Genomic DNA, 24027 nt, shown 5'->3' with positions numbered 1-24027 from the left:
ATAATTATCTCTAACATGAGTACACAACATCTCCTATCTCTTCTAAATATTTTTCATAAGATATTTTATCTTTTACAAACATAGCATAAAAAAGTATATCTCTTGAATATTTGTCTTCTTGTTTTATTATTCTTTCTTCTATATAGTCTTTGTCAAATCCAAGAAGAGACATGGCTGAGTTGTACCTTACATACCAATTTTTATCGGTTATTGTTTTAAGTAGTATCTCTATACTTTCTTTACTATTATAATTTCCAAGAGTGCTTGCACACACAGTTCTATACTCCCAATCTTTACTATTTATTATATCTATTATAATTTGCTTCGCTTCTTTGTATCTAACTACTGCAAAATATTTTATTATACTTATCTTAACTTCTTTATGAGTATTTTCACTTTTGAGCATGTTAAGTAAATCTAATTTTACATAATCTATCTTATTGTTTTTAAAGTGCTCTATTATAACCTTTTGAACTTCATAATTAAGTTCACCAAATATTTTAATTAAATTTTTATTTAATAGGCTTTTATTTCCACAAAATATATTAATTATATCTATGAACATTTTATTATTTACATATTTTCTATTATCTGATATATATCTTATAGAACTTATTAAATAATTTAAGTTTCCTATCTTAGATATACTCTTTAACGCTAATGTTCTTAATTGAGTTGAATTTGTATTTAGACAATTATATAAAAAGTCTTTTATCTCTATATTAGATAATTTATATTCACCAAGCAACATAACATAATAAGATTTTATAATATCATCCTTTCTCTTACATATCTTTATTTCATTTATTATAATATCCTCAAAGTTTTTTGTGTAAATCCTTGTGTATTTATGATTATTGTAGTCTTTATTAAATTCAAATAAAGCATTATGAAAGGAATCTTTGTATCTTCTCTTTTTAATTTTATTTCTTACATATTCAATATTTATTTTTGTTATATTTTTTTGATTTTTTATATCTTCAAGTTGTTTTAATATTTCTTTTTTAAAAGTGTTATCTAAATCTTGAACTTTCCTTTTGTGCCTTTTGTTATACATATCATTTACTATCATATAAATAACTGAACAAGAAATTATATATGTAAAAAAGGCTAACACTATATATATTATTGTTATATTTTTCATATCTACCCCATTTAATTAGAGATTTTTGTTAATTCTTTTTGCAATATATAATAAGATTCTTTTAACCTTTCATGATAATTTGGCATTAACCAAGTATCTAGTTTAAAGCTTTCACTTTTTAGTCTAACTTTTTTATATTCACTATTTAAAGTCATGCCTATTTTAATGTCTTTTATTTTTATTGGTTTAATCTTGTATACCTCATAAAAATCATCTTGTATTTGTCTAGTTGATGGATCCATAAAATTAATAATCCCCCAAGGTATTCTTATTTCTACATAATCCTTGCCAACATAAAAGTCAGAAGCTGAGTTATAATCTAAGCTATTTGGATTACTATTTCCATAAACTAATTTACCTGTTTCATATATTATAGCTTCTTCTTCTTCACCATTTGATGTGTTATACATTTTAGGTCTTACCTCTATATAAATTGGTGAAAAGACATCCATATCTTTTTTGTGATTTATAAGATCTGGTCTTTTTTGATTATCTTTTTTATTGAGATAAAAATTAAATCTATTATAATATTCATGTACATAAATAGCACTATTATCTATATCATTTATATGTACTATAAAATCAACATTATCTTCAAAATCTAGCATAAACTGTGAGCTTTTTTTAACACCTGATTTAGGAGTTGTATCTAAGTCTATATAAATATCATCTTTTGATAAATTTATATCTTTTGATACTTTTGCCATAAGATATAAATACTTTTCATCACTTTTAGCATATAAACTCATATCTTCATTTTTGCTTACAATATCTTTTTCACTCCACTCATCTATACTATCATCTACATAACTTACACTTTTACCACTTCCTGGGTCAAATGCCATAAGACCAAAACTTTGGCTATAAGTTTGTGCATCACTCCAATAAGCTGATCTGTCTAATATTTTACTATATGCTGTATTTGCTGAAGACCTACTCCAACTATCTTGAAATTCAAATAAAAAGCTTCCTGCACATCCTGAACTTTTTATAGCTCTATATAATGATACTAAAGCATTTCCTTGTTCTTTTTCATCTATATATTTAATTTTATCAGAGTTCATATTAAAATCTCCACCAGTTCTAGATGATGGTATCCCATATTCCCCTATAACAACTGGTATTTTATGATGATTATTTAACTTTTTAAAATAATAATCCATCTTATCTACATATTCTTTTACTTCGCTGTAAGACGGATATATATTATAAGTTGCAAATAATCCTGTTTTTAATTTACTTTTAGACTTTATATTTTCAGGATTAAAATAATAATTTTGATTTTCAATTCTATCATCTTTTTCTATAAAGGTATTTTTTACAGGATTTTTTTGACCGCTGACTATATTATATGAAGATGAACCTATATAACTTATAAGACTTTGCTTTTTATAACTTTCTAGTTCATAGTCTAATAAATAATCTCCCATACTAGCCATATAAGATTCAAAAGATGATGCTTTATCATTTGTATATAAATATTTGCCATTATACTTTTCTTTCTCATTCATAATTTCATTATATATTATGTCATGCTTTGCAAACTCTATGCCTAGCGTATATCCTATAACATAATCTGACACATCAGTATTATAAAACTGTACTATATCTGGCTTATTATAGTTGTATGGATTACCATGTACTGAATCTACTATAAGCTTTATATTTGTTATAAATCCATCGTTTAAGTTACTACTTTGTGGATTTTCTCCATCCTTTAAATATTTTTCATCAAAGTATATTCCTTGCATTAAATATATTGGACTTTCTCTATTTTTATTGAATTTATCAAGTGCATTATAAAAATTATGACTCATAAGATTAGATACTTTTATGCAATTTGCTCCCATATTGTAGATATTACTTATCCATCTTAAATAATCATCTTCTGATACTAAATTATCACTTGGAAATGTTCCTGGTTTAGCTGAGTTTAAATTAACTCCTACTATATCTAGTTTTTCCCATTTTCCATTCTTTGCTATATATATTTCCTTTTCTTTAACTTTAGTGAAATATGTATCATTTTGTCCTACTAATTGATTAGTAGCTATTGAACTTATAAGATTATATATAAGTACAAATGCTATTATACAAATAAGTAAAAATTTCTTCATATCAATCTCCTACTAACTCGCCCATTTAGATAAGCTATCTATGTTTTCATCCATCCACTTGCCTCTATTTTTTATAAAATTTTTCATTAAATTTATTTCTTCTTCATAAGAATTTGCTTTTCCTGTAGTGTCTTCTAACAAATCTTTATTATTACCTAAGAATTTATTAAATGCATCTTCTCCATTACCATATTTTTGTATTATATTCCAATACATTCCAAAAACATCAGATTGATTACTTAGTTCAAATGACCATTTATCAAAGTTCCGTTTTACTGAAGTACCTAGGTAATTCTTAGTTTTATCTATAAGATTTATAAGATATTCATCACTAAGATAGTTTTTTCTTAATTCTTTATATCTACTTACAACTTTATTAGCAAATGCTCTATCCTCCATAAGTCTATCAAACCAATACCTTTGCAACATAAAAAATCCTTCATACTCAAAAGCTCTACTATCTTTATTTACTTCGTTATTTCCAAGTGATCTATTAAAATCCCATATAGGACCTGCTTTCATTTTTTCATTATAATCCTTATACATATATGTACTAAATATACCTGCATCAGTATTTAAGAAGAACTCATTAATAATATAAAAGTCTACAAAAGAATCTACATCTATATACTTTCTATATCCATTTTTAGGGTCATTAAATTTATCTGAATATAGTATTCTTTCAAACTCACTAATATATTTGTTGATATAATTATATTTGCCTGGTGTTAAATCTTTTTTAGGATATTCAATATTTAACGCATAGTCATATAAATGAGTTTCATATCCATAATTTCCAATTACAATATTATCTTCTTTATTTCTGTCCCTACTTATTATAAAACTAGTTTCATCGGTATTATCATGAGTTTTAACTATATCAACCCTGTCTTCTCCTCGTTTTATCTTTTCTATTAATAAATACACTCCCTTGTAGTGCTTTTTTTGTATAGTACTACTTCCATCATCTATAACAAAAACTTCACAAAACCTCACATCAGGTGCATACTCCATAATATTACTACCTACAGTATATGCTATATAATTTCTCATAAGAGACTTATCAGCAAAAGGACCATTTAATACCCAATCCGAATCCTTATCCATACCTAGCATTTTTTTATCTTTTTCATTTCCTTTTTTGTTTACAATCTTTAGACTATACTGCTTTTTAGGAAAATATTTTGTTGTATTTCCTCTTATATTAATCATTGCACTACTTTCTAAACTTGGATTATCACTTAAATAATTATTTTCTTTATCTGAATTGTAAACTTGAATATTTGAAACTGTCTTTTCTTTATTAGATATGGATTTTCCATTAGTATCTATCACTATTAAAGGAAGGTTAAAACCATAATCCCCATAAGTATTTTGATATATTTTATCATATTCTTTTGATCTATTCTCTTTGTATTTATTACTTGCTACTTCTTTAGCTTCTTTTAGATATGATGCTCCAATTAGTGATATAAAAATAAAACTAAGTGCCATAAATGCTTTAAATATATCTTTTTTCATTCATATCACCTATCCTATTGTTTCTCCATTTTGAGCAACTAAATTAACTGCACTAACACCTTCTATCTTGTATAAATTGTCTAATATATTTTTGTCATTACTATTTTTAAACTTTATTTGATAAATTATCTCTATATTATTTCCTACAGAGTTTTTAGCTCTTAGTTGACTTCCTTTAAATGAGTCAAATACACATCTCATTATTTCTTCTTCTCTTTCTCTTTCACCTCTTATAATAAGAATGTATCTTTCTTCTTTACCAATTCCACTAAAGCTAAACATAGAAAGTACTATAAATAAAAATAGCGACCCCACTATAGCTATCATATAATTTTGGCTTCCTACGCTAAGGCCTATAGCTATACACCAAAATATATATCCTGTATCTCTTGGATCTTTTATAGCTGTTCTAAAACGAACTATAGATAATGCCCCTACCATACCAAGTGATAGTGCTATATCACTACCAATTACTATCATTACCATAGTAGTAACTAGTGTTAGCATTACAAGTGATACATTAAATTTTCTATTATACATTACTCCACTAAATGTTATTTTATATGTCCAAAATATAACCATTGAAAGTATAAATGCCATACTCATCATTTCAATAGCACTAAATAGCGTTATATTTCCACTAGGTGCTGTTAAATATTTATATAATGTTTCTTTCATATTTCTCTCCCTTATTACCTAAAATATATAATTTTCATAAAACTTTCTAGAACTACAATACTTACTTAAAGACTGATTTGTAGTATCTAAATTGGATAAAGCCTGTGATATCCAACAAAATAATTCTCCATCAAATTTAACTTCAAGTAGTGCATTATAATAGTTAACTATAGGATTCATAATAATGTCATCATCAAACATATCAAAATTAAATTCATTACTTCTTATATCACTATCTAATGTAACTCTTATATTATTTTCTTCATGTATATATGCTTTTCTATTATAATCAACTAAAACTACTGGTCTATATTGCCCTATTGTCATAATGTTGTATGCTGATTTTGCAGTTTCATTATTATATTTTAATAAAACACTATAATCTTTATTAATAAGTCTAATGGCATCCTCTCTACTTATTGTAACAGTCTCTTTTCTTTGGTTTATATTCATTTTTCTTTTTATTTCAAGCTTGACTTTCTCTGTTTTAGTGTCATATATTCTAAGTCTAATCTTTTTTCTAACTTCTTCTCCATTAATCTTAGAATAATAATCACAATTGTCTATGCTATCAAAATAAAGACTTCTTATTTTATATCCAAAACAATTATTATTTTTATCTTCTTTAAGGACATCTTTAAACAAATTGTCTACCTTATAATAATCCACTTCACTAATTGGATATTTTAGCTCTCTTCTATTTACTATCAAATTTTCACCTCCCGATTTTCATTTTATATATAAATGATTTTAGATTAAATTTTTTATCCAATTAATTTTATACCTTAATTATAATATTGTAAACTAATAAAAAAAGGATATATAAAAATATATCCTTAAAAACATATATATTAAACTAATTTTTCTAAAACAATATCTACAAATGCTCTTATACCGTCGACATTTTTAATAGCATCACTTTCAGTATTACCCTTAGTAGCTATATAAAACTTTAACTTAGGCTCAGTACCAGATGGTCTAATAGCAAGCCAAGATCCATCTTCTAAGAAGTACTTAACTACATTAGCACTTGGAAGATTATCTATTCCTTTTAAATAATCTTTAAAATCAATAACTTTAGAGTTGTTTATTTCATTTATATCATTTTCTCTAAAGTATGTCATTATATCCTTAATTTTTGCTATACCTTCTATACCTTTTAAAGTTAAAGATTTAGTTTCTTCTTTAAAGTATCCATACTTTTCATAAAGCTTAATTAATCCTTCGTATAAACTCATATTTTTAGAAGCATAATAAACTGCCATCTCTGCTATTAAAAGTGATGTAACAACAGCATCCTTGTCTCTAGCATGAGTCCCTACTAAATATCCATAGCTTTCTTCATATCCAAATAAGTATGAATTAGACTTAGTCTCTTCAAATGACTTTATCTTCTCTCCTATAAACTTAAATCCTGTAAGTACATTTAAAACATCTATATTGTTATCTTTAGCAATATCTGCACCAAATTCAGATGTAACTATAGTCTTTATAAGTACTGGATTTTCTTCTAGTCTATTAGCTTCCTTTCTTCCTTCTATTATGTAGTTTGTAAGCATTCCACCAATTTGGTTTCCTGTAAGCATTTGATAATCACCGCTTACAGTCTTAACAGCAACACCAACTCTATCACAATCAGGATCAGTAGCTATTACTAAATCAGCTCCTACTTCTTTAGCTAAGTTAATTCCTCTAACTAATGCTTTTTTATCTTCTGGATTAGGATACTCTATACCAGAAAAATTAGGATCTGGCTTTTCTTCTTCACTAACAACTATTACATTTTCAAATCCAATTTCTTTTAAAGCTCTTCTTATAGGAACATTTCCTGTTCCACAAAGTGGAGTGTATACTATTTTAAAGTCTTTTCCAAACTTATCTATTAAATCTTTTCTTATAACTTGAGTTTTTACAGCTTCTATAAAATCAGTATCTTCTTTTTCATCAAGCTTAATAACTAAATCTTTATTTTCATCAGTAAGTGTTGGTATAGTACTATAATCTACTATAGAGTTTATTTCATCAGTTATAGCACTTGCAATATGAGGCATAACTTGTGCTCCATCTTCCCAGTATACTTTGTATCCATTATATTCTGGTGGGTTGTGGCTAGCAGTTATAACAACACCTGCTATAGCATTTAAATTTCTAACTGCAAAAGATAATTCTGGTGTAGTTCTTAAAGAATCAAATATATAAGCTTTTATACCACAAGCTGCTAGTGTATTTGCAGTTTCTATACAAAACTCTCTAGACATATGTCTATTATCATGTGCTATAACAACTCCTCTATCTTTTTCGCTGTTTGCATTTTTTAATATGTAATTAGCAAGTCCAAAAGTAGCTCTTCTTACTGTATATATATTAATTCTGTTACTACCAGCAGCTATAACTCCTCTAAGCCCAGCAGTACCAAACTCTAAATCCGTATAAAATCTATCTTCTATTTCTTTTTCATCATTTATGCTTAGTAATTCTTGTCTAGTTTTTTCATCAAAATATGGATTGTTTATCCACTCATTGTATTTTTCCTTGTAACTCATAAATACTCCTCCATGTGTTTGTATTTTTTGTATATAATTTAGTAATATGTTACATAATCGCTGAAATAATTTTATCATAAATTTATCACAAAATTTGTAAATATATATATTTTTTATAAAAAATATTATAAAAATAAAAAAAGAGAGCTTATGCTCTCTTTTTATTTAATGTATTTTATGCTCTATTTAATTTTTTCATAACCATCTTTTTAAGCATCTTAACTTCTCTAACTCTAAATTTACTAACAAGTATACCATAAACAATAGCACCTACTAATACTGATACACCCGTAGCTATAACTTCTTGTACAAATCCACTACCTAATATACCACTAGATAACTTGTACACAAAGTATGTGGCAACACCCATTACAGCAGAAGCTATTAAAGATTTTACAAATGTTCTTAATATTCTATCTTGTCCATAGTAACTTATCTTTTTCTTTAATCCTCTAAATAATAATAATATACATATTATAGAAGATAAACTAGTAGCAAGTGCTAGTCCACCAAGTCCAAATACTTGCATTAAAGTAACATCAAAGAATATGTTAGCAATAACTGCTATTATACCATTTATCATAGGAGTTTTAGTATCCTTTAATGAATAGTATACCTTACTTAATATATCTCTAAGTCCGTAAGCAATCATACCAACAGAATAACACATAAGAGCAATAGCTGTCATTTGAGTTGATTTTTCGTCAAAAGCTCCTCTTTCAAATAATATTCTAACTATAGGAGTAGCAAGTACTATTGCTCCAACAGTTATAGGTAATATTATTAAACTTACACAGTTTACACTCGTTGATACTGCTTCTGCAAATTTTCTCTGGTCATTAGTAGTAGATAGCTTTGCTAGTGTAGGATATATAACAGAACCTATAGTAGTTATAAATAATCCTAAAACAAAGAAATTAAGCTTATTAGCACTATTTAAAGCTGCTATAACACCATCACCTAAGCTTGAAGCCAAACTTCTATCTGCCATAGCATTTACTTGGTTAACTGCAACCCCTATTAAAACAGGAAGTATTAGCCATATCATCTTTTTAAGATATCTATCTTTAAAATTGACAATAGGCTTAAATTTATACCCATGCTTTATAGCAAAAGGTACTTGGAATAAAAACTGTGAAGCCATACCAATAAGTGCCCCTATTGCTAATATATCAAAGTTTTCAGTAACTGCACCTATTATCATAGATATAATTATTATAATATTATTTGGAAGCTGTACCATACCTGGTATAGTGAAGTTTCCTTGTATTTGTAAGTAAGCTGTCATTATATTACTAAGACCTATAAATAAAACACCTACTATTATTATTCTTACAAATTCAACAGTTAGTGCTAATTTTTCACCATTAAAACTAATAGCAAATAATTTTACTATAGGCTCGGCAAATATATAACCAAATATACTTAAAATTATACTTATTATACTAACTATACATAATATATTGTTTGCAAAATTTTGCGCTCTTTTTTCTCCGCCATTTTCAAGTGCTTCTTGATATAGTGGTATAAATGTAGTAGAAAGTGCTACCCCAACAGCAGCAAACACTACAACAGGTATATTCATAGCTGTTATATATACATCACTATAAGCACTAGTTCCATAAAAATACATTAGGACTATATCTCTTGTAAATCCTAGTATCTTTGATAGCATAGTAACTACCATAAGCCAAAATGCCGATTTTGCTAAATTATTACTCATAAAATCCTCCATGAAGCTTATATTGAAAATGATATTAAATCATTTTTCATCGTCAATATTCCTAGTATATCACTAGTTTAATGATTTGAAAATAATTTTATTATATTTATACAAATATTCCAATTTAACTAATCTTTAACTTAAAAATTATTTTTATAAAAATCATAATTTATGCACTTATGTATCCTATAATAATCTAAAGTTTTAATTACTATATAGATATAAGTAAAAGAAATTGCTAAAAAATAGATAATAGGTAATTAAAATAGCTGTAGAGTTATATGATAGTATATAGTATCAATTTCTTTAAAAAAATAAGTTTCCATAATGAGCTTATACGTATAAAATAAAAGACTATACTAATTTATAGCTTTTTTTTATTAACAAATTTTATAATTAATACTAAAACACAAAGTCCAATAATAGCCCCTGTAGAATCTACTAAAATATCTCTAATCTCACCACTTCTACCTGGTATAAATAATTGATGAACTTCATCAGTACAAGCATATATAAAAGTAAAAAATAAAGATGTAATAAATGTCTTTTTAATATATTTGTTACTTTCATATATACTCATAAACCAAAGTATAGCAAGAATTGCATATGAAAACATATGGGCACTTTTTCTAATAACAAACTGAGCAATACCATTGACCATCATAATATCTATAGCAGCGCCTATTACAGGTACATTGCTAAGGGCGTTTATAACACCACTAGACTGAGCTGATGATATGTGAGATGGTTGATTAGACATATAAAAGATTACACACATCCATAATATAGCTAAGGTTAAAAATATTTTCTTCCTCATAACCTCCTCCAATCTATAAAATAATAGTTATATGATAGCATATATTAAAATATTAAAAAAGTATACTTAAAAGATTAAAAATAAAACTAATAAAACTAATAATACTAATAAAAAAAGAGTACTTTTTCAAGTACCCTCCTATTATTAATATTTATCTATTTCATCCATTAGCTCTTTTACTAAATCATCGCCTTTTATTTTTCTAACTATTTCACCTTTTTTAAATAATAGTCCTTCACCTTTTCCACCAGCTATTCCAATATCAGCTTCTCTTGCTTCTCCTGGACCATTTACTGCACATCCCATTATAGCTACTGTTATATCTTTATCCATTTTGCTTATTTTTTCTTCTACTTCATTTACCACGCTTATTAAGTCTATATTACATCTTCCACATGTTGGGCAAGATACTACTTTTATCTTATCATTTAATAAGTCTAAGCTTCTTAGTATTTCTTTTCCAACTACTACTTCTTCACATGGATCTCCTGTTAGTGATATTCTTACAGTATCTCCTATACCTTTAAGAAGTAATGCTCCTACTCCTATTGATGATTTTATAGTTCCTTTTTTAACACTTCCTGATTCTGTTATACCTATATGAAGTGGATAGTCTACTTTTTTAGATATTAATTCATATGCTTCTAGTGTTTTGTATATATCTGATGATTTTAATGATATTACTATATTTCTAAAATCTAAGTCTTCTAATATTTTAACATGACCCATTGCACTTTCAACTAGTGCCTCTGCTGTTGCACTTCCGTATTTTTGAAGTAATTCTTTTTCAAGTGAACCACCATTTACACCTATTCTTATTTTTAAGTTTTTCTCTTTACATTTATTTACTACTTCTTTTACTTTTTCTATGCTACCAATATTACCTGGGTTTATTCTAACTCCATCTACTCCTTGGTCTATTGCTTCTATAGCTAATCTATGGTCAAAGTGTATATCTGCTATTACTGGTATGTTTACATTTCTCTTTATTTCACCTATGTTTTTTGCTGCAATCATATCTGGTACTGCCACTCTTACTATATCGCATCCTACTTCTTCTAATCTTTTTATTTGTGCTATTGTGGCATTTGCATCTCTTGTATCACTGTTTGTCATTGATTGTATACTTATTGGGTTATTCCCACCTATTTTTACATTTCCAACGCTTACTTCTCTACATTGTCTTCTTTTATACATGTCTTCACCTCTTTAGTATTTTATGTATTATTTAGCCCTATATAGTATTAAAGAGGTGGATTATAGATTTGTATCTATCCACCCACCTCCTATTTATTATACTATTTATTTTAGAATAATCTAAGTATGTCTTTGTATGTTACAAATAGCATAAGTCCCATTAATAACATAAAGCCTGCTGTATGTATCATAGCTTCTTTGTTTGGGTCTAGTTTTTTCCCACCTCTTAGACCTTCTATTCCTAGCATTACTAATCTTCCTCCATCTAGTGCTGGTATTGGAAGTAGATTAAGCACTCCTAAGTTTAGACTTATCATTGCTCCTATGTACATAAGATTTGGTATACCCATTTTTGCTGCATCTGAAACTATTCCTATTACTCCAACTGGTCCTGCTACAGCATTTGCAGCTCCTCCAGGTACTGAATTTGTTACTAATTGTCCTAAGAATAATACCATTTGCTTAAGCATTTCATATGTTCCAGTAAATGCACTTGGTATTGCATTTAGTATACTTTTATCTCTTTCTGGTGCTATTCCTATTACATATCTTCCTTGTTCATTTTTTTGGGGTTGTATATTAAAGTCTTTAGTCTTACCGTCTCTATCTACTGTTATATTTATTTTTTTACCATCTGTAGTTTGAAGTGTATTTAATATATCTTCCCATGAATTTATTTTTTTACCATTTATGTCTAATATTTTATCATTAGCCATAAGTCCTGCCTTTTGTGCCGGACTATTTTGAGATATTTCTCCTAATACATTTGAATTAGTTGGTGTCCCTATAAACATAAATACTGGTATTAATAATATTACTGTAAATATTATGTTAAAAAATGGCCCTGCAAATAATATACTTGCCCTTTGTAGTAATGTTTTTTTACCAAAGGCATTAGGGTCATTTGTTTCTCCATCTTCCCCTTCCATACTTACATATCCACCTAATGGAAGTAATCTTATTGAATACATTGTATTGTTTTTAGTTTTACTGTATATTTTAGGTCCCATACCTATTGAAAATTCATGTATTGTTACCCCTGCTTTTTTAGCAAACAGGAAATGTCCTAATTCGTGTATAAATACTATTACACCAAATAATAGTATTGCTGCTATTATAGTCAATTTACCACCTCTTTTTTATATTTAATTAAAATTATTTGTTAAGCCTATTTTATTAAGCCGCTTACATATTCTCTAGCCCATTTATCTATATCTAATATTTGTTCTAGAGTTGGCTTTTCTATGCTAGTGTGTGCTTCTAGGGTCTTTTCTATGTATTTTGGTATATCGTAAAACCCTATTTTGTCTTCTAAAAATTCACTAACTAATATTTCATTAGCACTATTTAATACAGCTGAATATGTTCCACCCATTTTTAATGTTTCATATGCTAGTTTTAAGCATGGGAATGTATCCATGTCTGGATTTTCAAATGTTAATGTAGCTATTTTTGCTAAATCTAATCTTTCAAAGTCACATTCTATTCTATTTGGATATGATAGTGCATATTGTATAGGTAGTCTCATATCAGGGCATCCTAGTTGTGCTATTACTGAACTATCTATAAATTGTACCATTGAATGTATTATACTTTGTGGATGTACTACTACATCTATTTTGTCATGTTCTACACCAAATAGCCATTTTGCTTCTATTACTTCAAGTCCTTTGTTCATTAGTGTTGATGAGTCTATACTTATCTTTCTACCCATTGACCAGTTAGGATGTTTTAGTGCTTGATTTTTAGTTACATTTACAAGTTCTTCTTTAGTTTTTCCTCTAAATGGTCCACCTGATGCTGTTAGTATTATTTTTTCTATTTCTTTGTTATTTTCTCCATTTAAGCATTGGAATATTGCACTGTGCTCGCTATCTACTGGAAGTATACTTACTCCCATTTTTTTAGCTTCACTCATTACTAAATCTCCTGCACATACTAATGTTTCTTTGTTAGCTAGTGCTATATCTTTTCCAGCTTTTATTGCTTCTAGTGTAGGAACTAGTCCTATCATTCCTACTATCGCAGTTAATAATACATCTATTTCAGGAAGTGATGATATAGTTTTTAGTCCTTCCATACCACATAATACTTCTATATTTAGGTCTGATGGTATCATAGATTTTAACTTTATGTAAGAACTTTCGTTGTATACTGCTACGTATTTTGGTTTAAATTCTTTTATTTGTTCTAGTAATGAGTCTACACTACTATTTGCACTTATTGCTACTACTTCAAATTTATCTTTATGTTGTCTTACTACGTCTAGTGTTTGTTTACCTATTGATCCAGTTGACCCTAGTATTGATATTTTCTTCATTTTGCTTCCCTTTCTATAATTTACTTTATTCATTATTATATTATAACACTATTTATATAATTTTTATCTAATTTGAATATATTTTCAACTATAAAAAATAAGCCTTAGTATTTAACTAAGACTTATATTATAAAAAATTCGCTTTGCTAAAATTCATTATATTATAAAGAATGATATTGCATAGTATATAAATGGTGCTACTAGTATAACACTATCAAATCTATCTAATACTCCACCATGACCTGGTATTAGTTTACCATAGTCTTTTATTCCTACGTATCTTTTTATTGAAGATGCAAATAAATCTCCAAATTGTGCTACTATACTTCCTACACTCCCAATTATAACTAATGGTAATATATTTATATTAAATATATATCCAAATACTATACAACAAATTGTGCTTCCAAGTATTCCACCTATGCTTCCTTCTATGGTTTTTTTAGGACTTACTTTTGGTATAAGCTTGTGCTTACCAAATAAATATCCACTGAAGTATGCAAATGTATCTGTTGCAAATGATATTATAAATATTAACCATACATATAAATTTCCAAATTCAAAATCTTTAAATGTTAATACTATAAAATCTAAAAATATTGCTATGTATATAATACCCATAAAAGTTATAGCTATATCTATAATGTTATTTTTACATCTTAATAAACTAATTATTGATATTAAAAATAATATAAATGCTACTGCATATGTATACTCTAATCTTAAATTAAATATATTTTTAAATGTCAAGTATATAGAAAATATATATCCTATATAATAAATTGGATGTATTTCCTTTGATTTAAAAGCTTTATAAAATTCATTAAGTGCAATAGATACTACTAAAAGTTCTGCTAAATATAGTGGTATTCCCCCAATTATAATGAATATAAATAATGGTACTAATGCTAAACCTGCAATAATTCTTGTACGCATAAATTAATCTCCTTACTTTAGGCCACCAAATCTTCTGTCTCTTTTTTGGTACTCATATATGGCTTTTTGTAGTTGTTTTTCGTTAAAGTCTGGCCAGTGAACATCTGTAAAGTAAAATTCAGAATATGCTGCTTCCCATAATAAGAAGTTACTTAATCTCTCTTCTCCACTAGTTCTTATTATAAGATCTGGATCACTTATAGACTTTGTACTTAAATAACTAGATATTGTATCTTCTGTTATTTCATCTATACTTAGTTTACCACATTTTTCATCTTTTAGTATATTTACTAAAGCATCTTTTATATCATTTCTTGCACCATAATTAAGTGCTAAGTTTAGATTAACTCCAGTATTGTACTTAGTTAATTCATATGCTCTTTCTAATTCATCTATGCATGCCTTTGGAAGTTTAGATGTATCACCTATTGTTGTTATTTTAACATTATTTTTGTGAAGTTCCCTTACTTCATTTTTTAGATATGTTGAAAGTAGGGTCATTAAAGTATCAACTTCAAGCTTTGGTCTTTTCCAATTTTCAGTTGAAAATGCATATAATGTTAAAGTTTTTACCCCTAGTCTATTACATTCTTTTAGCACTTTTCTAATAGTTTCTACACCAGCTTTATGTCCTGCTGTTCTTGGTAGAAATCTAGCCTTTGCCCATCTTCCATTTCCATCCATTATTATAGCTATATGATTAGGTACTCTGTCTAAATCTATATCATAATGCATATTGTACCTCCTAAATACGAATCTGACTCCTATTTTAAGGAGTCAGAAAAGTATGTTACTAATATTTTTACACCTTCAGAAGTCTCAGATATTTTTATGACCTTAGGAACGATTAAAGCTTCTTGATCTTTTTTACCCTTTATCTCTTCTATGGTATATTTTATGTTTTTGTCTTTAAATGTGTCTAAAACATCATTTAAGTGAAGGCCTAATAGGTTATAATATTTTTCCAATATTATACCTCCATTATATCCTTTTCTTTAGCAGCTGCAACAACATCTACTTCTTTTATGAATTTATCTGTTATCTTTTGAACTTCATCTTGTGCTTTTTTAAGTTCATCAGCAGTTAATTCTCCATCTTTTTCCATTTTCTTTAAATTATCGTTAGCATCTCTTCTTTCATTTCTAAGTCTTACTTTGAAATCTTCAGCTGTTTTATGAGCTTTTTTAGCTAACTCTTTTCTTCTTTCTTCTGTTAATGCTGGTACTGATATTCTTATAACTTCACCATCATTTGTTGGGTTAAGTCCTAAATCAGAGTTTCTTATAGCTTTTTCTATTTCAGCCATAGAAGATTTGTCCCAAGCATTTATCATTAAAGTTCTAGCTTCTGGAACAGATACTGCTGCCATTTGGTTTATTGGAGTTGGTGTTCCATAGTAGTCAACTCTTATTTTATCTAACATTTGAGCATTAGCTCTTCCTGTTCTTATTGTAGTGTATTCATATTTTAATGCTTCTATTGTCTTAGCCATTTTAGCTTCTAAGTTCTTATGTATATCTAATTTCATATTTTTCCTCCTAAATATTTTTATCTATATAAACATTATATGCTAATTTTACATTATATAAAATACTTTAGCCATAATTTTAGTTTCTATTTTACTGTTGTACCTATATTTTCTCCCATAACTGCCTTCATTATGTTTTCTGTTGATAATTCAAATACTTTTATAGGTATTTGATTATCCATACATAAAGATGTAGCAGTTGAGTCCATTACTTTTAATTCTTTTTGAAGTACATCTAAGTAAGTTAATTCATCAAATTTAACTGCATCAGCATGAACCTTTGGATCTTTATCATATACTGCATCAACATTTTTAGCAAGTAATATTACTTCAGCTTCCATTTCTGCTGCTCTAAGTGCTGCTGCTGTGTCAGTTGAGAAATATGGATTTCCAGTTCCTGCACCAAATATTACTACTCTTTCTTTTTCTAAGTGTCTAACAGCTTTTCTTCTTATATATGGTTCTGCTATTTGTCTCATTTCTATAGCAGTTTGTACTCTAGTTTGTACATCCATATTTTCTAGTGCATCTTGAAGTGCCATAGAGTTCATAACTGTAGCTAACATTCCTATGTAATCTGCAGTAGTTCTATCCATTCCTTCAGAAGTTCTTCCTCTCCAGAAGTTTCCTCCACCTACAACTACAGATACCTCTACACCTATTTCTCTTATTTTCTTTATAGCAAGTGCTATATCATTTACTATATCGTTATTTATTCCAAATCCTCTATCACCAGATAATGCTTCTCCACTAAGTTTTAGTAGTACTCTTTTGTATTTTGGCTCGATCATTAGAAAATCCTCCCTAAATTTACATTTATCTTATTTTGCTATTGTTTTTGTATTTTTTTAACATTATATAAAGCTTTTAGCTTAATATAATGTCTTTTCCTTAAAAAAAGGAGAACACTTAAGTGTTCTCCTTTGGTCATTACTTAAGTTGCTTAGCAACTTCTTCTGCAAAGTTTTCTTCTTTCTTCTCTATACCTTCTCCAACTTCGAATCTAACTACGTTTCCTAAAGCTATTTCAGTTCCTAACTTCTTAGCAGTTTCAGCAACTAATTGCTTTATAGTTAAATCTCCGTTTTTAACGAAAGGTTGCTCTAATAAGCAAACTTCTTTTAATTGCTTTTCAAGTCTTCCTTTTATCATCTTCTCAACTATGTTAGCTGGCTTTCCTTCGTTTAAAGCTTGTTGAGTTAATATTTCTGTTTCATGTGCTATGTATTCTGGATCTACGTCATCTCTTGAAACGTATTTTGGGTTCATAGCAGCAGCTTGCATTGCTATATCTCTTCCCATTGCTATAACTTCTGCATCTCTGCATGGAGTTATCATTTCAACTAAAACACCTATTTTTCCTCCACCGTGGATGTATCCAGCAACTTGTCCGTTAGTAGATATCTTAGCGAATCTTCTTACGTCTAATTTTTCTCCTATTGTAGCTATTCTGTTGTTTAATACTTCAGAAAGTACACCTTCAGCATGATTTTCAGCTAATAATTCAGCAACTTCTGTGTTTTCTGTAGCTAAAGCCATTAAAGCAACATCTTTAACGAAAGTTTTGAAATCTTCGTTTTTAGCAACGAAGTCAGTTTCTGAGTTTACTTCTACTATTGAAGCAACAGTGTTATCTTCATTTATTTCTATAGCAACTAAACCTTCAGCAGCTATTCTATCAGCTTTCTTAGCAGCTTTAGATAAACCTTTTTCTCTTAGTATATCTATAGCTCTTTCCATATTTCCTTCAGCTTCTTGTAAAGCTTTTTTACAGTCCATCATTCCTGCGCCTGTAGATTCTCTTAATTCTTTAACCATTTGTGCAGTTATAGCCATTTTGAGTTCCTCCTATATACTAGTAAAGGTAAGGGTGACCCTTACCTTTTAATTTTGTAGATTAGATTTAGATTATTCTTGATCTTGTGCTTCTTCTTCTACTTCTTCTTCAGCACCTTGTCTACCTTCTATTATAGCGTTAGCCATAGCTCCAGTTATTAATTTAACTGCTCTTATAGCATCATCGTTACCAGGTATAGCGTAATCTAATTCATCTGGATCACAGTTAGTATCTACTATACCGAATACTGGGATTCCTAATCTGTGAGCTTCTTGTATAGCTATGTTTTCTTTTCTTGGGTCTACTACGAACATAGCTCCTGGTAATTCAGGCATATCTTTCATACCGTTTAAGTATTTTTCAAGCTTTTCTTTTTCAGCTCTTAATTTTATAACTTCTTTTTTAGGTAAAACGTCGAATACACCTTCGTTTTCCATTTTTTCTAATTCTCTTAATTTGTTTATTCTTGTTTGTATAGTTTTGTGGTTTGTTAACATTCCACCTAACCATCTTTCGTTAACGTAGAACATTCCACATCTTTCAGCTTCTTCTTTTATAGCATCTTGAGCTTGCTTCTTAGTTCCTACGAATAAAACTGGCTTTCCGCTTTCAGCTATTTCTTTCATAGCTTTGTAAGCTTCTTCAGCTTTCTTTACAGTTTTTTGTAAGTCTATTATATATATTCCGTTTCTTTCTGTGAATATAAATTTAGACATTTTAGGGTTCCATCTTCTTGTTTGATGTCCGAAGTGAACACCAGCTTCAAGTAATTGTTTCATTGATATTACTGACATTTTTTTCCTCCTGGTTTTTAACCTCCGGCATGATCAACTCCCAAAAAAACCTATTAGGCACCTTTTTAGGATCCCATTGCCGTGTGTGATTTTATTTTTTTACCTTTAGTAGTATATCATATCAAATTTTAAAATACAATATATTTTATGATTGATTTTATGTTTATTTTTTTCATTTGTTTTTGTTTGAAAATTTCTATTTCTTCTATTATAAATTATTCTTTATTTTTATATATTCTATACATTTTATTAGTCAGCAAATATCATCTTTATTCTATTTTTAAAGCTTACTTTATCTATATCATTATCACTTACTATATTTACACTACCTAATACTTCACCACTATCTGTAAAATATTTTATAACCCCTAATACATCTCCCTTTTTAACTGGGTATTTTATTTCTTTAAAAGTTATTTGAGATTTTAGCTTTTCTTCTTTAGATAATATTGTATATAATTCTTTGTTTGTTACTAATTTAATTTCTAGTTCATCTATACCTTTTATATACTTTTTACCTATTAATTTATTTTTGTCCATTACCTTTTTGGTGCTAAAATTTTCTTTTCCATAGTTTAGCATACTAAGAGCTGCTGATAATCTTTTTTGCTTATGATTTGCACCTAGTGTTACTCCTATTAGTCTATGCTCTTTTTCATTATTGTTATCTTCTTTTACCATCATAGAAAAAGATAAACAATATCCAGCATTTCCTGTATATCCTGTTTTAATTCCATCTACATTTGGTGATGTACTCATTAATGCTGAGTTTGTGTTATTTTTACAAAAATCTCTTTCTGGATAACTATATGTTCTCATATTAGTTATACTTACAACTTGTTTTTCATAATTATCAAACATAAACTTTCCAAGCTTTGCAATGTCTCTTGCGCTTGATATATTTTCTTTTGGTGGCTTTGTTTTATCATTAAGATCATATATAGGAAGTCCATGTGGATTTACAAAGTGAGTATTTGTCATACCTAATTCTATACACTTTTCATTCATAGACTTTACAAATTCCTCTTCACTTCCTTTTATATGTTTTGCTATTGCCACTGCTGCATCATTTCCTGATACTATCATTAGACCTTTCATAAGTTCAATTAAAGGTATTTTTTCACCTTCTTTTAAATGATAACTAGATCCTCTTACTTTAGCTATAGATTTGTCTACAGTTATAATATCATCTTTTTTAACCTTTCCTTCTTCTATAGCTTCTATAGCTAGTAAAAAGGTCATCATCTTACTTAAACTTGCTAGTGGTCTTTTAGCATCTGCTTCTTTTTCATACAATACTCTTCCAGTTAACTGGTCTATAAGTATTGATGATTTTGAAAACTTATCTACTCTATTGTTGTCATCAGAATAACTAAAAGTAGGAGTTAAAAATGCACAGATGACAATACTTACAATTAATTTTTTTACTCCTTTTTTCAATAACTTCACCTTCTTATATTGATTAATAAGTCTATATTATTTTTTTCCTATTTTGAAAATAATATATCAGTTATTATTTTACATAATAAATTTTTCAAAAAAAAAGCAAACAGAAAACTAAAAATTTTCTGTTTGCTTTTTTGTAGTATTTATTTTCCTAGTATTTGAATTTCAATTGTTCTTCTTCCCCAGTTATAACATTCACTTTTACTATTCATATATATATCTATTTTATTTCCTTTTATAGCTCCACCACAATTATTTGCTATAAATGTTTTATTAAAATAAGGTATATATACTTTTGTTCCATATGGTATTACTTTAGGATCAACTGCTATTGTTCCCCATACTGGTTTTTGCCCTGTTGATGTTATACCATACCCTGTATAAGCAGTTGCTACAACATTCATTTTTTTATTTGTTGTTCCTGTTGATGCGTTGTTGTTTTGATTATTGTTTGATTGATTTTGATTTGCTTTTATATAACGAGTACTTGACCACCCTATTTTTCCATCATGTAATTTTACTTTATACCACCCATTGCTGTTTTGAAGTATTGTTACTTTTTCATTTCTTACTACTTTATCAACTACCCTATATTTTGTTGATGGACCACTTCTTACATTTAATCTTGAAGTTGTTACTACTCCTAGTGTATCTGCAAATGTATTAGTCATTCCTAGTGCAAATATACATATACTAAATAGAAAACCCAATATTATCTTTTTATTTTTCATAGAAGCATTCCCCCATTTATAAAATTAATTTGTAACTATTTTGTAACTTTATATTTATATAGTAGCTAACTATTATCCATTTGTAAACTATTTTTAGGAAATTATTTACAAATAAGTTACATTTTTAGAATTTTAAAAAGGTCTACTTAATAAAAAATTTTTATTTATAATAAATTAAAAGCTACCTAAAACTTAGGTAATATTAACTATTTTATAGTTTAAAACCTATTTTAGATAGCTTTATTTTTATCTATTTAAAAGTATAAAATAATGACTTTCCATATTTATCTTTTCCATACTCTTTTATAGATTTTTGTACATCTTCTGACTTATAATAATCAACTAATTTATCTGTTATTTCTTTCATATTTTCTTCTAACCCATTTATTGTAACTATACTATATACATTTTTTAAACTTTCATCAGCACCTTTTACTAAACTTAAATCTAAATTTTCCTTAGTTGCTAAGTAAGTTCCTATATCTGTTAATGTATATGCACCCATTTCACTAGCAGTTTGTAAAGTAGATGCCATACCCTTACCTACTTCTTTGTAGTTCTCAAATGAATTTTCTTGTCCTATATTTTCCCATATAGATAATTCTTTTGTATGTGTTCCTGATTTATCTCCTCTAGATACAAAGTTTAGATTATTTTCTTTAATATATTTAAAAGCATCTTCTACACTCATTTTGCTTATCTTTTCATTATGTTTTCCATCTTTTGGACCTACTACTACAAAGTAGTTATACATTATTTCATGTCTAGAATCTCCATAACCTTCCTTTATAAACTCTTCTTCTTTAGACTTAGCATGTACAAATAATACATCTGCATCTTTTCTCTTTCCTAATTCTAAAGCTTCTCCAGTTCCCTTTGCTACAACTTTAACATCTACATTATTTTCTTTTTCAAAATCTTTTAAAGTTTCTTCTAAAAATCCTGTATCATCTAAACTTGTTGTTGTAACTAATTTTATATCTTTTGGAGTTTCACTTTCTTTTGTGTCTGTAGATGAACATGCTACCATAGATAAACTAAGTATACCTACCATTAATAATTTGGTTATTTTTTTATTCATTTTTGCTCCCCTTAATCTTTAAAATTTCATTACCCCATTAAAAAATACATCCGATTCATAAGTGTCTATATGTTTTAAGTTTTCCATAAATACTATGTAATCACTTATTTTTTTTGCTTGCATAAAATCGTGTGTTACTAATATTACAGTTTTTCCTTCTTCTTTTAATTTTAGTATCTCTTTTTCTGCTTTTTTTATAGTGTTTAAATCCATGTTAGCCATAGGTTCATCTAGCAAATTATACTCTTTATTCATTATTAAGCTTCTTATAAACTGAGCTTTTGCTATTTCTCCACCAGATAACTTTTTTACATTGGTACTTAATTTTTTATTTAAGTCAAACTTATCTATCAATTTATAAAGATAGGATTTGTCTTTTATAAATTGTTCTTTACCATATTCATATATGTAATTAAAATTATCCATTAAGCTCCCACTTAAAAATCTACTTTCTTGTGGTGTATATGATAAATATTTATATATATTTTTATTATTCATACATTCATTATCTATATATTCATCATTTATAGTTATACTTCCATCTTGAAAATTTTCTATATTGTAGATTATTTTTATTAATGTGCTTTTCCCACTTCCATTGTGTCCAACTATGGAATATATCTTACCTTTTTGAAAATTTATATTGTCTACAGTTAATACACCTTGATTTTCTATTTGTTTTTTTAATCCATAAATACTTATCATCTTTACTCCTTATATAACCGACTGCAATTTCTTTATAATAATTGTAGATATTGTGGATATTGTTAATAGTATAAATGCTATTACCAAAGATTCATCAAAATCCCCCATAGAAGTTGAAAGTGCTATATATGTTGTCATAACCCTAGTTGAGCCCTTTATATTTCCACCAACTAACATAACAGCGCCAACTTCTGAAATTCCTCTACTAAATGTAGTTATACAAACTGTTAATAGATGATACTTTATTTCCTTTAAAAATATTTTTGGTATATTTTTGTCTTCTATTTGAAGTACCTTGCACGTTGTTAAAATATCTCCTCCAAATTTATTTAGTAAATCTATTATTAAACTCATAGCCATAGGTATCAAAAGCATAGCTTGTGCTATTATCATAGCTACAGGTGTAAATAATAATTTAAATTCTCCTAAAGGTCCTTGTCTTGATAACATTAAAAACACTAAAAGCCCCATTATAACTGGCGGTGTACTCATTAGTGCATTTACAAATGTTATTATATATTTTTTAAATCTAAAGTTTTTTAAGTATATAACTATACTTAATACTATTGCAATTATCATAGCTATCATAGTTGCGGTTGTTGTTACTATTAATGATAAGCTAATTATTTGAATTATATCATTTACTTCCATATTATCTAAATTGTCTTAATCAACCATTAACATAACAGAACTTGATTTTATAACACTTGTTACTTCATCTCCAACTTTAATGCCTAGATCTTCAATAGCATCTATTGTAACAACAGATGTTAACATTTGACCATTTATATCTATTGTTACTTTGGCATTTATAGCGCCCATTTTTATTTCCTTTACTATTCCTTTTAATTGGTTACGTGCACTTAGTTTCATTTTTATTTGCCCCCTCATTTGCTACTTTATTATATT

The 24027-nt window shown here is 27.7% G+C and carries 24 protein-coding genes; all 24 read right to left on the bottom strand.

Features of this window, described 5'->3' with window-relative positions; genetic code table 11:
• Positions 1-10: 10 nt before the first annotated feature.
• The 24 genes from I1959_RS06495 to I1959_RS06380 all read right to left on the bottom strand — a co-directional run bounded on the left by I1959_RS06495 (position 11) and on the right by I1959_RS06380 (position 23991).
• Positions 11-1144, bottom strand: coding sequence for a HEAT repeat domain-containing protein (locus I1959_RS06495; RefSeq protein ID WP_195237498.1), 1134 nt, complete (start codon positions 1142-1144; stop codon positions 11-13).
• 11 nt (positions 1145-1155) lie between these two features.
• Positions 1156-3261, bottom strand: coding sequence for a hypothetical protein (locus I1959_RS06490; protein ID WP_195237497.1), 2106 nt, complete (start codon positions 3259-3261; stop codon positions 1156-1158).
• Between the two features lie 12 nt (positions 3262-3273).
• Positions 3274-4782 (bottom strand): CotH kinase family protein, encoded by a 1509-nt coding sequence (locus I1959_RS06485; protein ID WP_207733540.1) that lies wholly within the window; start codon positions 4780-4782, stop codon positions 3274-3276.
• Positions 4783-4791: 9 nt separating this feature from the next.
• Positions 4792-5460: a DUF4956 domain-containing protein gene (locus I1959_RS06480; RefSeq protein ID WP_195237496.1), complete on the bottom strand. Its 669-nt coding sequence runs from the start codon at positions 5458-5460 to the stop codon at positions 4792-4794.
• An 18-nt stretch (positions 5461-5478) separates the two neighbouring features.
• Positions 5479-6171: a polyphosphate polymerase domain-containing protein gene (locus I1959_RS06475; RefSeq protein WP_195237494.1), complete on the bottom strand. Its 693-nt coding sequence runs from the start codon at positions 6169-6171 to the stop codon at positions 5479-5481.
• Positions 6172-6311: 140 nt separating this feature from the next.
• Entirely contained in the window at positions 6312-8003 is a 1692-nt protein-coding gene (locus tag I1959_RS06470; RefSeq protein WP_092925084.1) for a phospho-sugar mutase, read from the bottom strand.
• Between the two features lie 175 nt (positions 8004-8178).
• Positions 8179-9726 carry a murein biosynthesis integral membrane protein MurJ gene (gene murJ / locus I1959_RS06465; RefSeq protein ID WP_195237492.1) on the bottom strand — a complete coding sequence of 516 codons (1548 nt, stop codon included), beginning with the start codon at positions 9724-9726 and terminating at the stop codon, positions 8179-8181.
• A 364-nt stretch (positions 9727-10090) separates the two neighbouring features.
• Positions 10091-10543, bottom strand: a complete 453-nt coding sequence (locus I1959_RS06460) for a VanZ family protein (RefSeq protein ID WP_092925080.1) — start codon at positions 10541-10543, stop codon at positions 10091-10093.
• Positions 10544-10687: 144 nt separating this feature from the next.
• On the bottom strand, positions 10688-11740 hold the full coding sequence (gene ispG / locus I1959_RS06455) for a flavodoxin-dependent (E)-4-hydroxy-3-methylbut-2-enyl-diphosphate synthase (protein ID WP_195237489.1): 1053 nt from the start codon (positions 11738-11740) through the stop codon (positions 10688-10690).
• Between the two features lie 110 nt (positions 11741-11850).
• A complete protein-coding gene (gene rseP, locus I1959_RS06450) occupies positions 11851-12864 on the bottom strand; it encodes an RIP metalloprotease RseP (protein WP_166505696.1) in 1014 nt (337 codons plus the stop codon).
• Between the two features lie 44 nt (positions 12865-12908).
• Positions 12909-14060 (bottom strand): 1-deoxy-D-xylulose-5-phosphate reductoisomerase, encoded by a 1152-nt coding sequence (locus I1959_RS06445; protein ID WP_195237568.1) that lies wholly within the window; start codon positions 14058-14060, stop codon positions 12909-12911.
• A gap of 156 nt (positions 14061-14216) precedes the next feature.
• The gene (locus tag I1959_RS06440; protein ID WP_195237484.1) at positions 14217-14996 is read right to left on the bottom strand and encodes a phosphatidate cytidylyltransferase; all 780 of its coding nucleotides are present in this window, start codon (positions 14994-14996) and stop codon (positions 14217-14219) included.
• Positions 14997-15008: 12 nt separating this feature from the next.
• The gene (locus I1959_RS06435) at positions 15009-15731 is read right to left on the bottom strand and encodes an isoprenyl transferase (RefSeq protein ID WP_092925070.1); all 723 of its coding nucleotides are present in this window, start codon (positions 15729-15731) and stop codon (positions 15009-15011) included.
• Between the two features lie 29 nt (positions 15732-15760).
• On the bottom strand, positions 15761-15964 hold the full coding sequence (locus I1959_RS06430) for a hypothetical protein (RefSeq protein WP_092925068.1): 204 nt from the start codon (positions 15962-15964) through the stop codon (positions 15761-15763).
• A 2-nt stretch (positions 15965-15966) separates the two neighbouring features.
• Positions 15967-16524: a ribosome recycling factor gene (gene frr, locus I1959_RS06425; protein ID WP_092925066.1), complete on the bottom strand. Its 558-nt coding sequence runs from the start codon at positions 16522-16524 to the stop codon at positions 15967-15969.
• A gap of 86 nt (positions 16525-16610) precedes the next feature.
• Positions 16611-17315, bottom strand: a complete 705-nt coding sequence (gene pyrH / locus I1959_RS06420) for a UMP kinase (protein WP_092925064.1) — start codon at positions 17313-17315, stop codon at positions 16611-16613.
• A gap of 139 nt (positions 17316-17454) precedes the next feature.
• Positions 17455-18360, bottom strand: coding sequence for a translation elongation factor Ts (tsf, locus tag I1959_RS06415; protein ID WP_092925062.1), 906 nt, complete (start codon positions 18358-18360; stop codon positions 17455-17457).
• A 72-nt stretch (positions 18361-18432) separates the two neighbouring features.
• Positions 18433-19155, bottom strand: coding sequence for a 30S ribosomal protein S2 (gene rpsB / locus I1959_RS06410; protein WP_092925060.1), 723 nt, complete (start codon positions 19153-19155; stop codon positions 18433-18435).
• Positions 19156-19404: 249 nt separating this feature from the next.
• On the bottom strand, positions 19405-20604 hold the full coding sequence (locus tag I1959_RS06405; RefSeq protein WP_242977243.1) for a D-alanyl-D-alanine carboxypeptidase family protein: 1200 nt from the start codon (positions 20602-20604) through the stop codon (positions 19405-19407).
• 140 nt (positions 20605-20744) lie between these two features.
• On the bottom strand, positions 20745-21332 hold the full coding sequence (locus tag I1959_RS06400; protein ID WP_092925056.1) for a 3D domain-containing protein: 588 nt from the start codon (positions 21330-21332) through the stop codon (positions 20745-20747).
• A 250-nt stretch (positions 21333-21582) separates the two neighbouring features.
• Entirely contained in the window at positions 21583-22413 is an 831-nt protein-coding gene (locus I1959_RS06395) for a substrate-binding domain-containing protein (RefSeq protein WP_243240002.1), read from the bottom strand.
• Positions 22414-22431: 18 nt separating this feature from the next.
• Positions 22432-23118 carry an ATP-binding cassette domain-containing protein gene (locus tag I1959_RS06390; RefSeq protein ID WP_166505700.1) on the bottom strand — a complete coding sequence of 229 codons (687 nt, stop codon included), beginning with the start codon at positions 23116-23118 and terminating at the stop codon, positions 22432-22434.
• Between the two features lie 9 nt (positions 23119-23127).
• Positions 23128-23769, bottom strand: coding sequence for an ABC transporter permease (locus tag I1959_RS06385; RefSeq protein ID WP_092925052.1), 642 nt, complete (start codon positions 23767-23769; stop codon positions 23128-23130).
• A 15-nt stretch (positions 23770-23784) separates the two neighbouring features.
• Positions 23785-23991 carry a TOBE domain-containing protein gene (locus I1959_RS06380; RefSeq protein ID WP_092925050.1) on the bottom strand — a complete coding sequence of 69 codons (207 nt, stop codon included), beginning with the start codon at positions 23989-23991 and terminating at the stop codon, positions 23785-23787.
• Between the last annotated feature and the right edge of the window lie 36 nt (positions 23992-24027).

It is taken from the genome of Romboutsia sp. 1001285H_161024_C4, assembly GCF_015550185.1.
GTDB classification, from domain to species: Bacteria; Bacillota; Clostridia; order Peptostreptococcales; family Peptostreptococcaceae; genus Romboutsia_C; species Romboutsia_C hominis.
Note: the sequence above shows the minus strand (reverse complement) of the source record. Positions and strands in the feature narration are given on the sequence as shown.

Coding starts and splice junctions, on each gene's coding strand:
- I1959_RS06470 (WP_092925084.1), bottom strand. CDS start 8,003: ATGAGTTACAAGGAAAAATACAATGAGTGGATAAACAATCCATATTTT.
- tsf (WP_092925062.1), bottom strand. CDS start 18,360: ATGGCTATAACTGCACAAATGGTTAAAGAATTAAGAGAATCTACAGGC.
- I1959_RS06400 (WP_092925056.1), bottom strand. CDS start 21,332: ATGAAAAATAAAAAGATAATATTGGGTTTTCTATTTAGTATATGTATA.
- I1959_RS06440 (WP_195237484.1), bottom strand. CDS start 14,996: ATGCGTACAAGAATTATTGCAGGTTTAGCATTAGTACCATTATTTATA.
- I1959_RS06385 (WP_092925052.1), bottom strand. CDS start 23,769: ATGGAAGTAAATGATATAATTCAAATAATTAGCTTATCATTAATAGTA.
- I1959_RS06445 (WP_195237568.1), bottom strand. CDS start 14,060: ATGAAGAAAATATCAATACTAGGGTCAACTGGATCAATAGGTAAACAA.
- murJ (WP_195237492.1), bottom strand. CDS start 9,726: ATGAGTAATAATTTAGCAAAATCGGCATTTTGGCTTATGGTAGTTACT.
- rpsB (WP_092925060.1), bottom strand. CDS start 19,155: ATGTCAGTAATATCAATGAAACAATTACTTGAAGCTGGTGTTCACTTC.
- pyrH (WP_092925064.1), bottom strand. CDS start 17,315: ATGATCGAGCCAAAATACAAAAGAGTACTACTAAAACTTAGTGGAGAA.
- I1959_RS06390 (WP_166505700.1), bottom strand. CDS start 23,118: ATGATAAGTATTTATGGATTAAAAAAACAAATAGAAAATCAAGGTGTA.
- I1959_RS06395 (WP_243240002.1), bottom strand. CDS start 22,413: ATGAATAAAAAAATAACCAAATTATTAATGGTAGGTATACTTAGTTTA.
- I1959_RS06485 (WP_207733540.1), bottom strand. CDS start 4,782: ATGAAAAAAGATATATTTAAAGCATTTATGGCACTTAGTTTTATTTTT.
- ispG (WP_195237489.1), bottom strand. CDS start 11,740: ATGTATAAAAGAAGACAATGTAGAGAAGTAAGCGTTGGAAATGTAAAA.
- I1959_RS06435 (WP_092925070.1), bottom strand. CDS start 15,731: ATGCATTATGATATAGATTTAGACAGAGTACCTAATCATATAGCTATA.
- I1959_RS06380 (WP_092925050.1), bottom strand. CDS start 23,991: ATGAAACTAAGTGCACGTAACCAATTAAAAGGAATAGTAAAGGAAATA.
- I1959_RS06495 (WP_195237498.1), bottom strand. CDS start 1,144: ATGAAAAATATAACAATAATATATATAGTGTTAGCCTTTTTTACATAT.
- I1959_RS06460 (WP_092925080.1), bottom strand. CDS start 10,543: ATGAGGAAGAAAATATTTTTAACCTTAGCTATATTATGGATGTGTGTA.
- I1959_RS06480 (WP_195237496.1), bottom strand. CDS start 5,460: ATGAAAGAAACATTATATAAATATTTAACAGCACCTAGTGGAAATATA.
- frr (WP_092925066.1), bottom strand. CDS start 16,524: ATGAAATTAGATATACATAAGAACTTAGAAGCTAAAATGGCTAAGACA.
- I1959_RS06490 (WP_195237497.1), bottom strand. CDS start 3,261: ATGAAGAAATTTTTACTTATTTGTATAATAGCATTTGTACTTATATAT.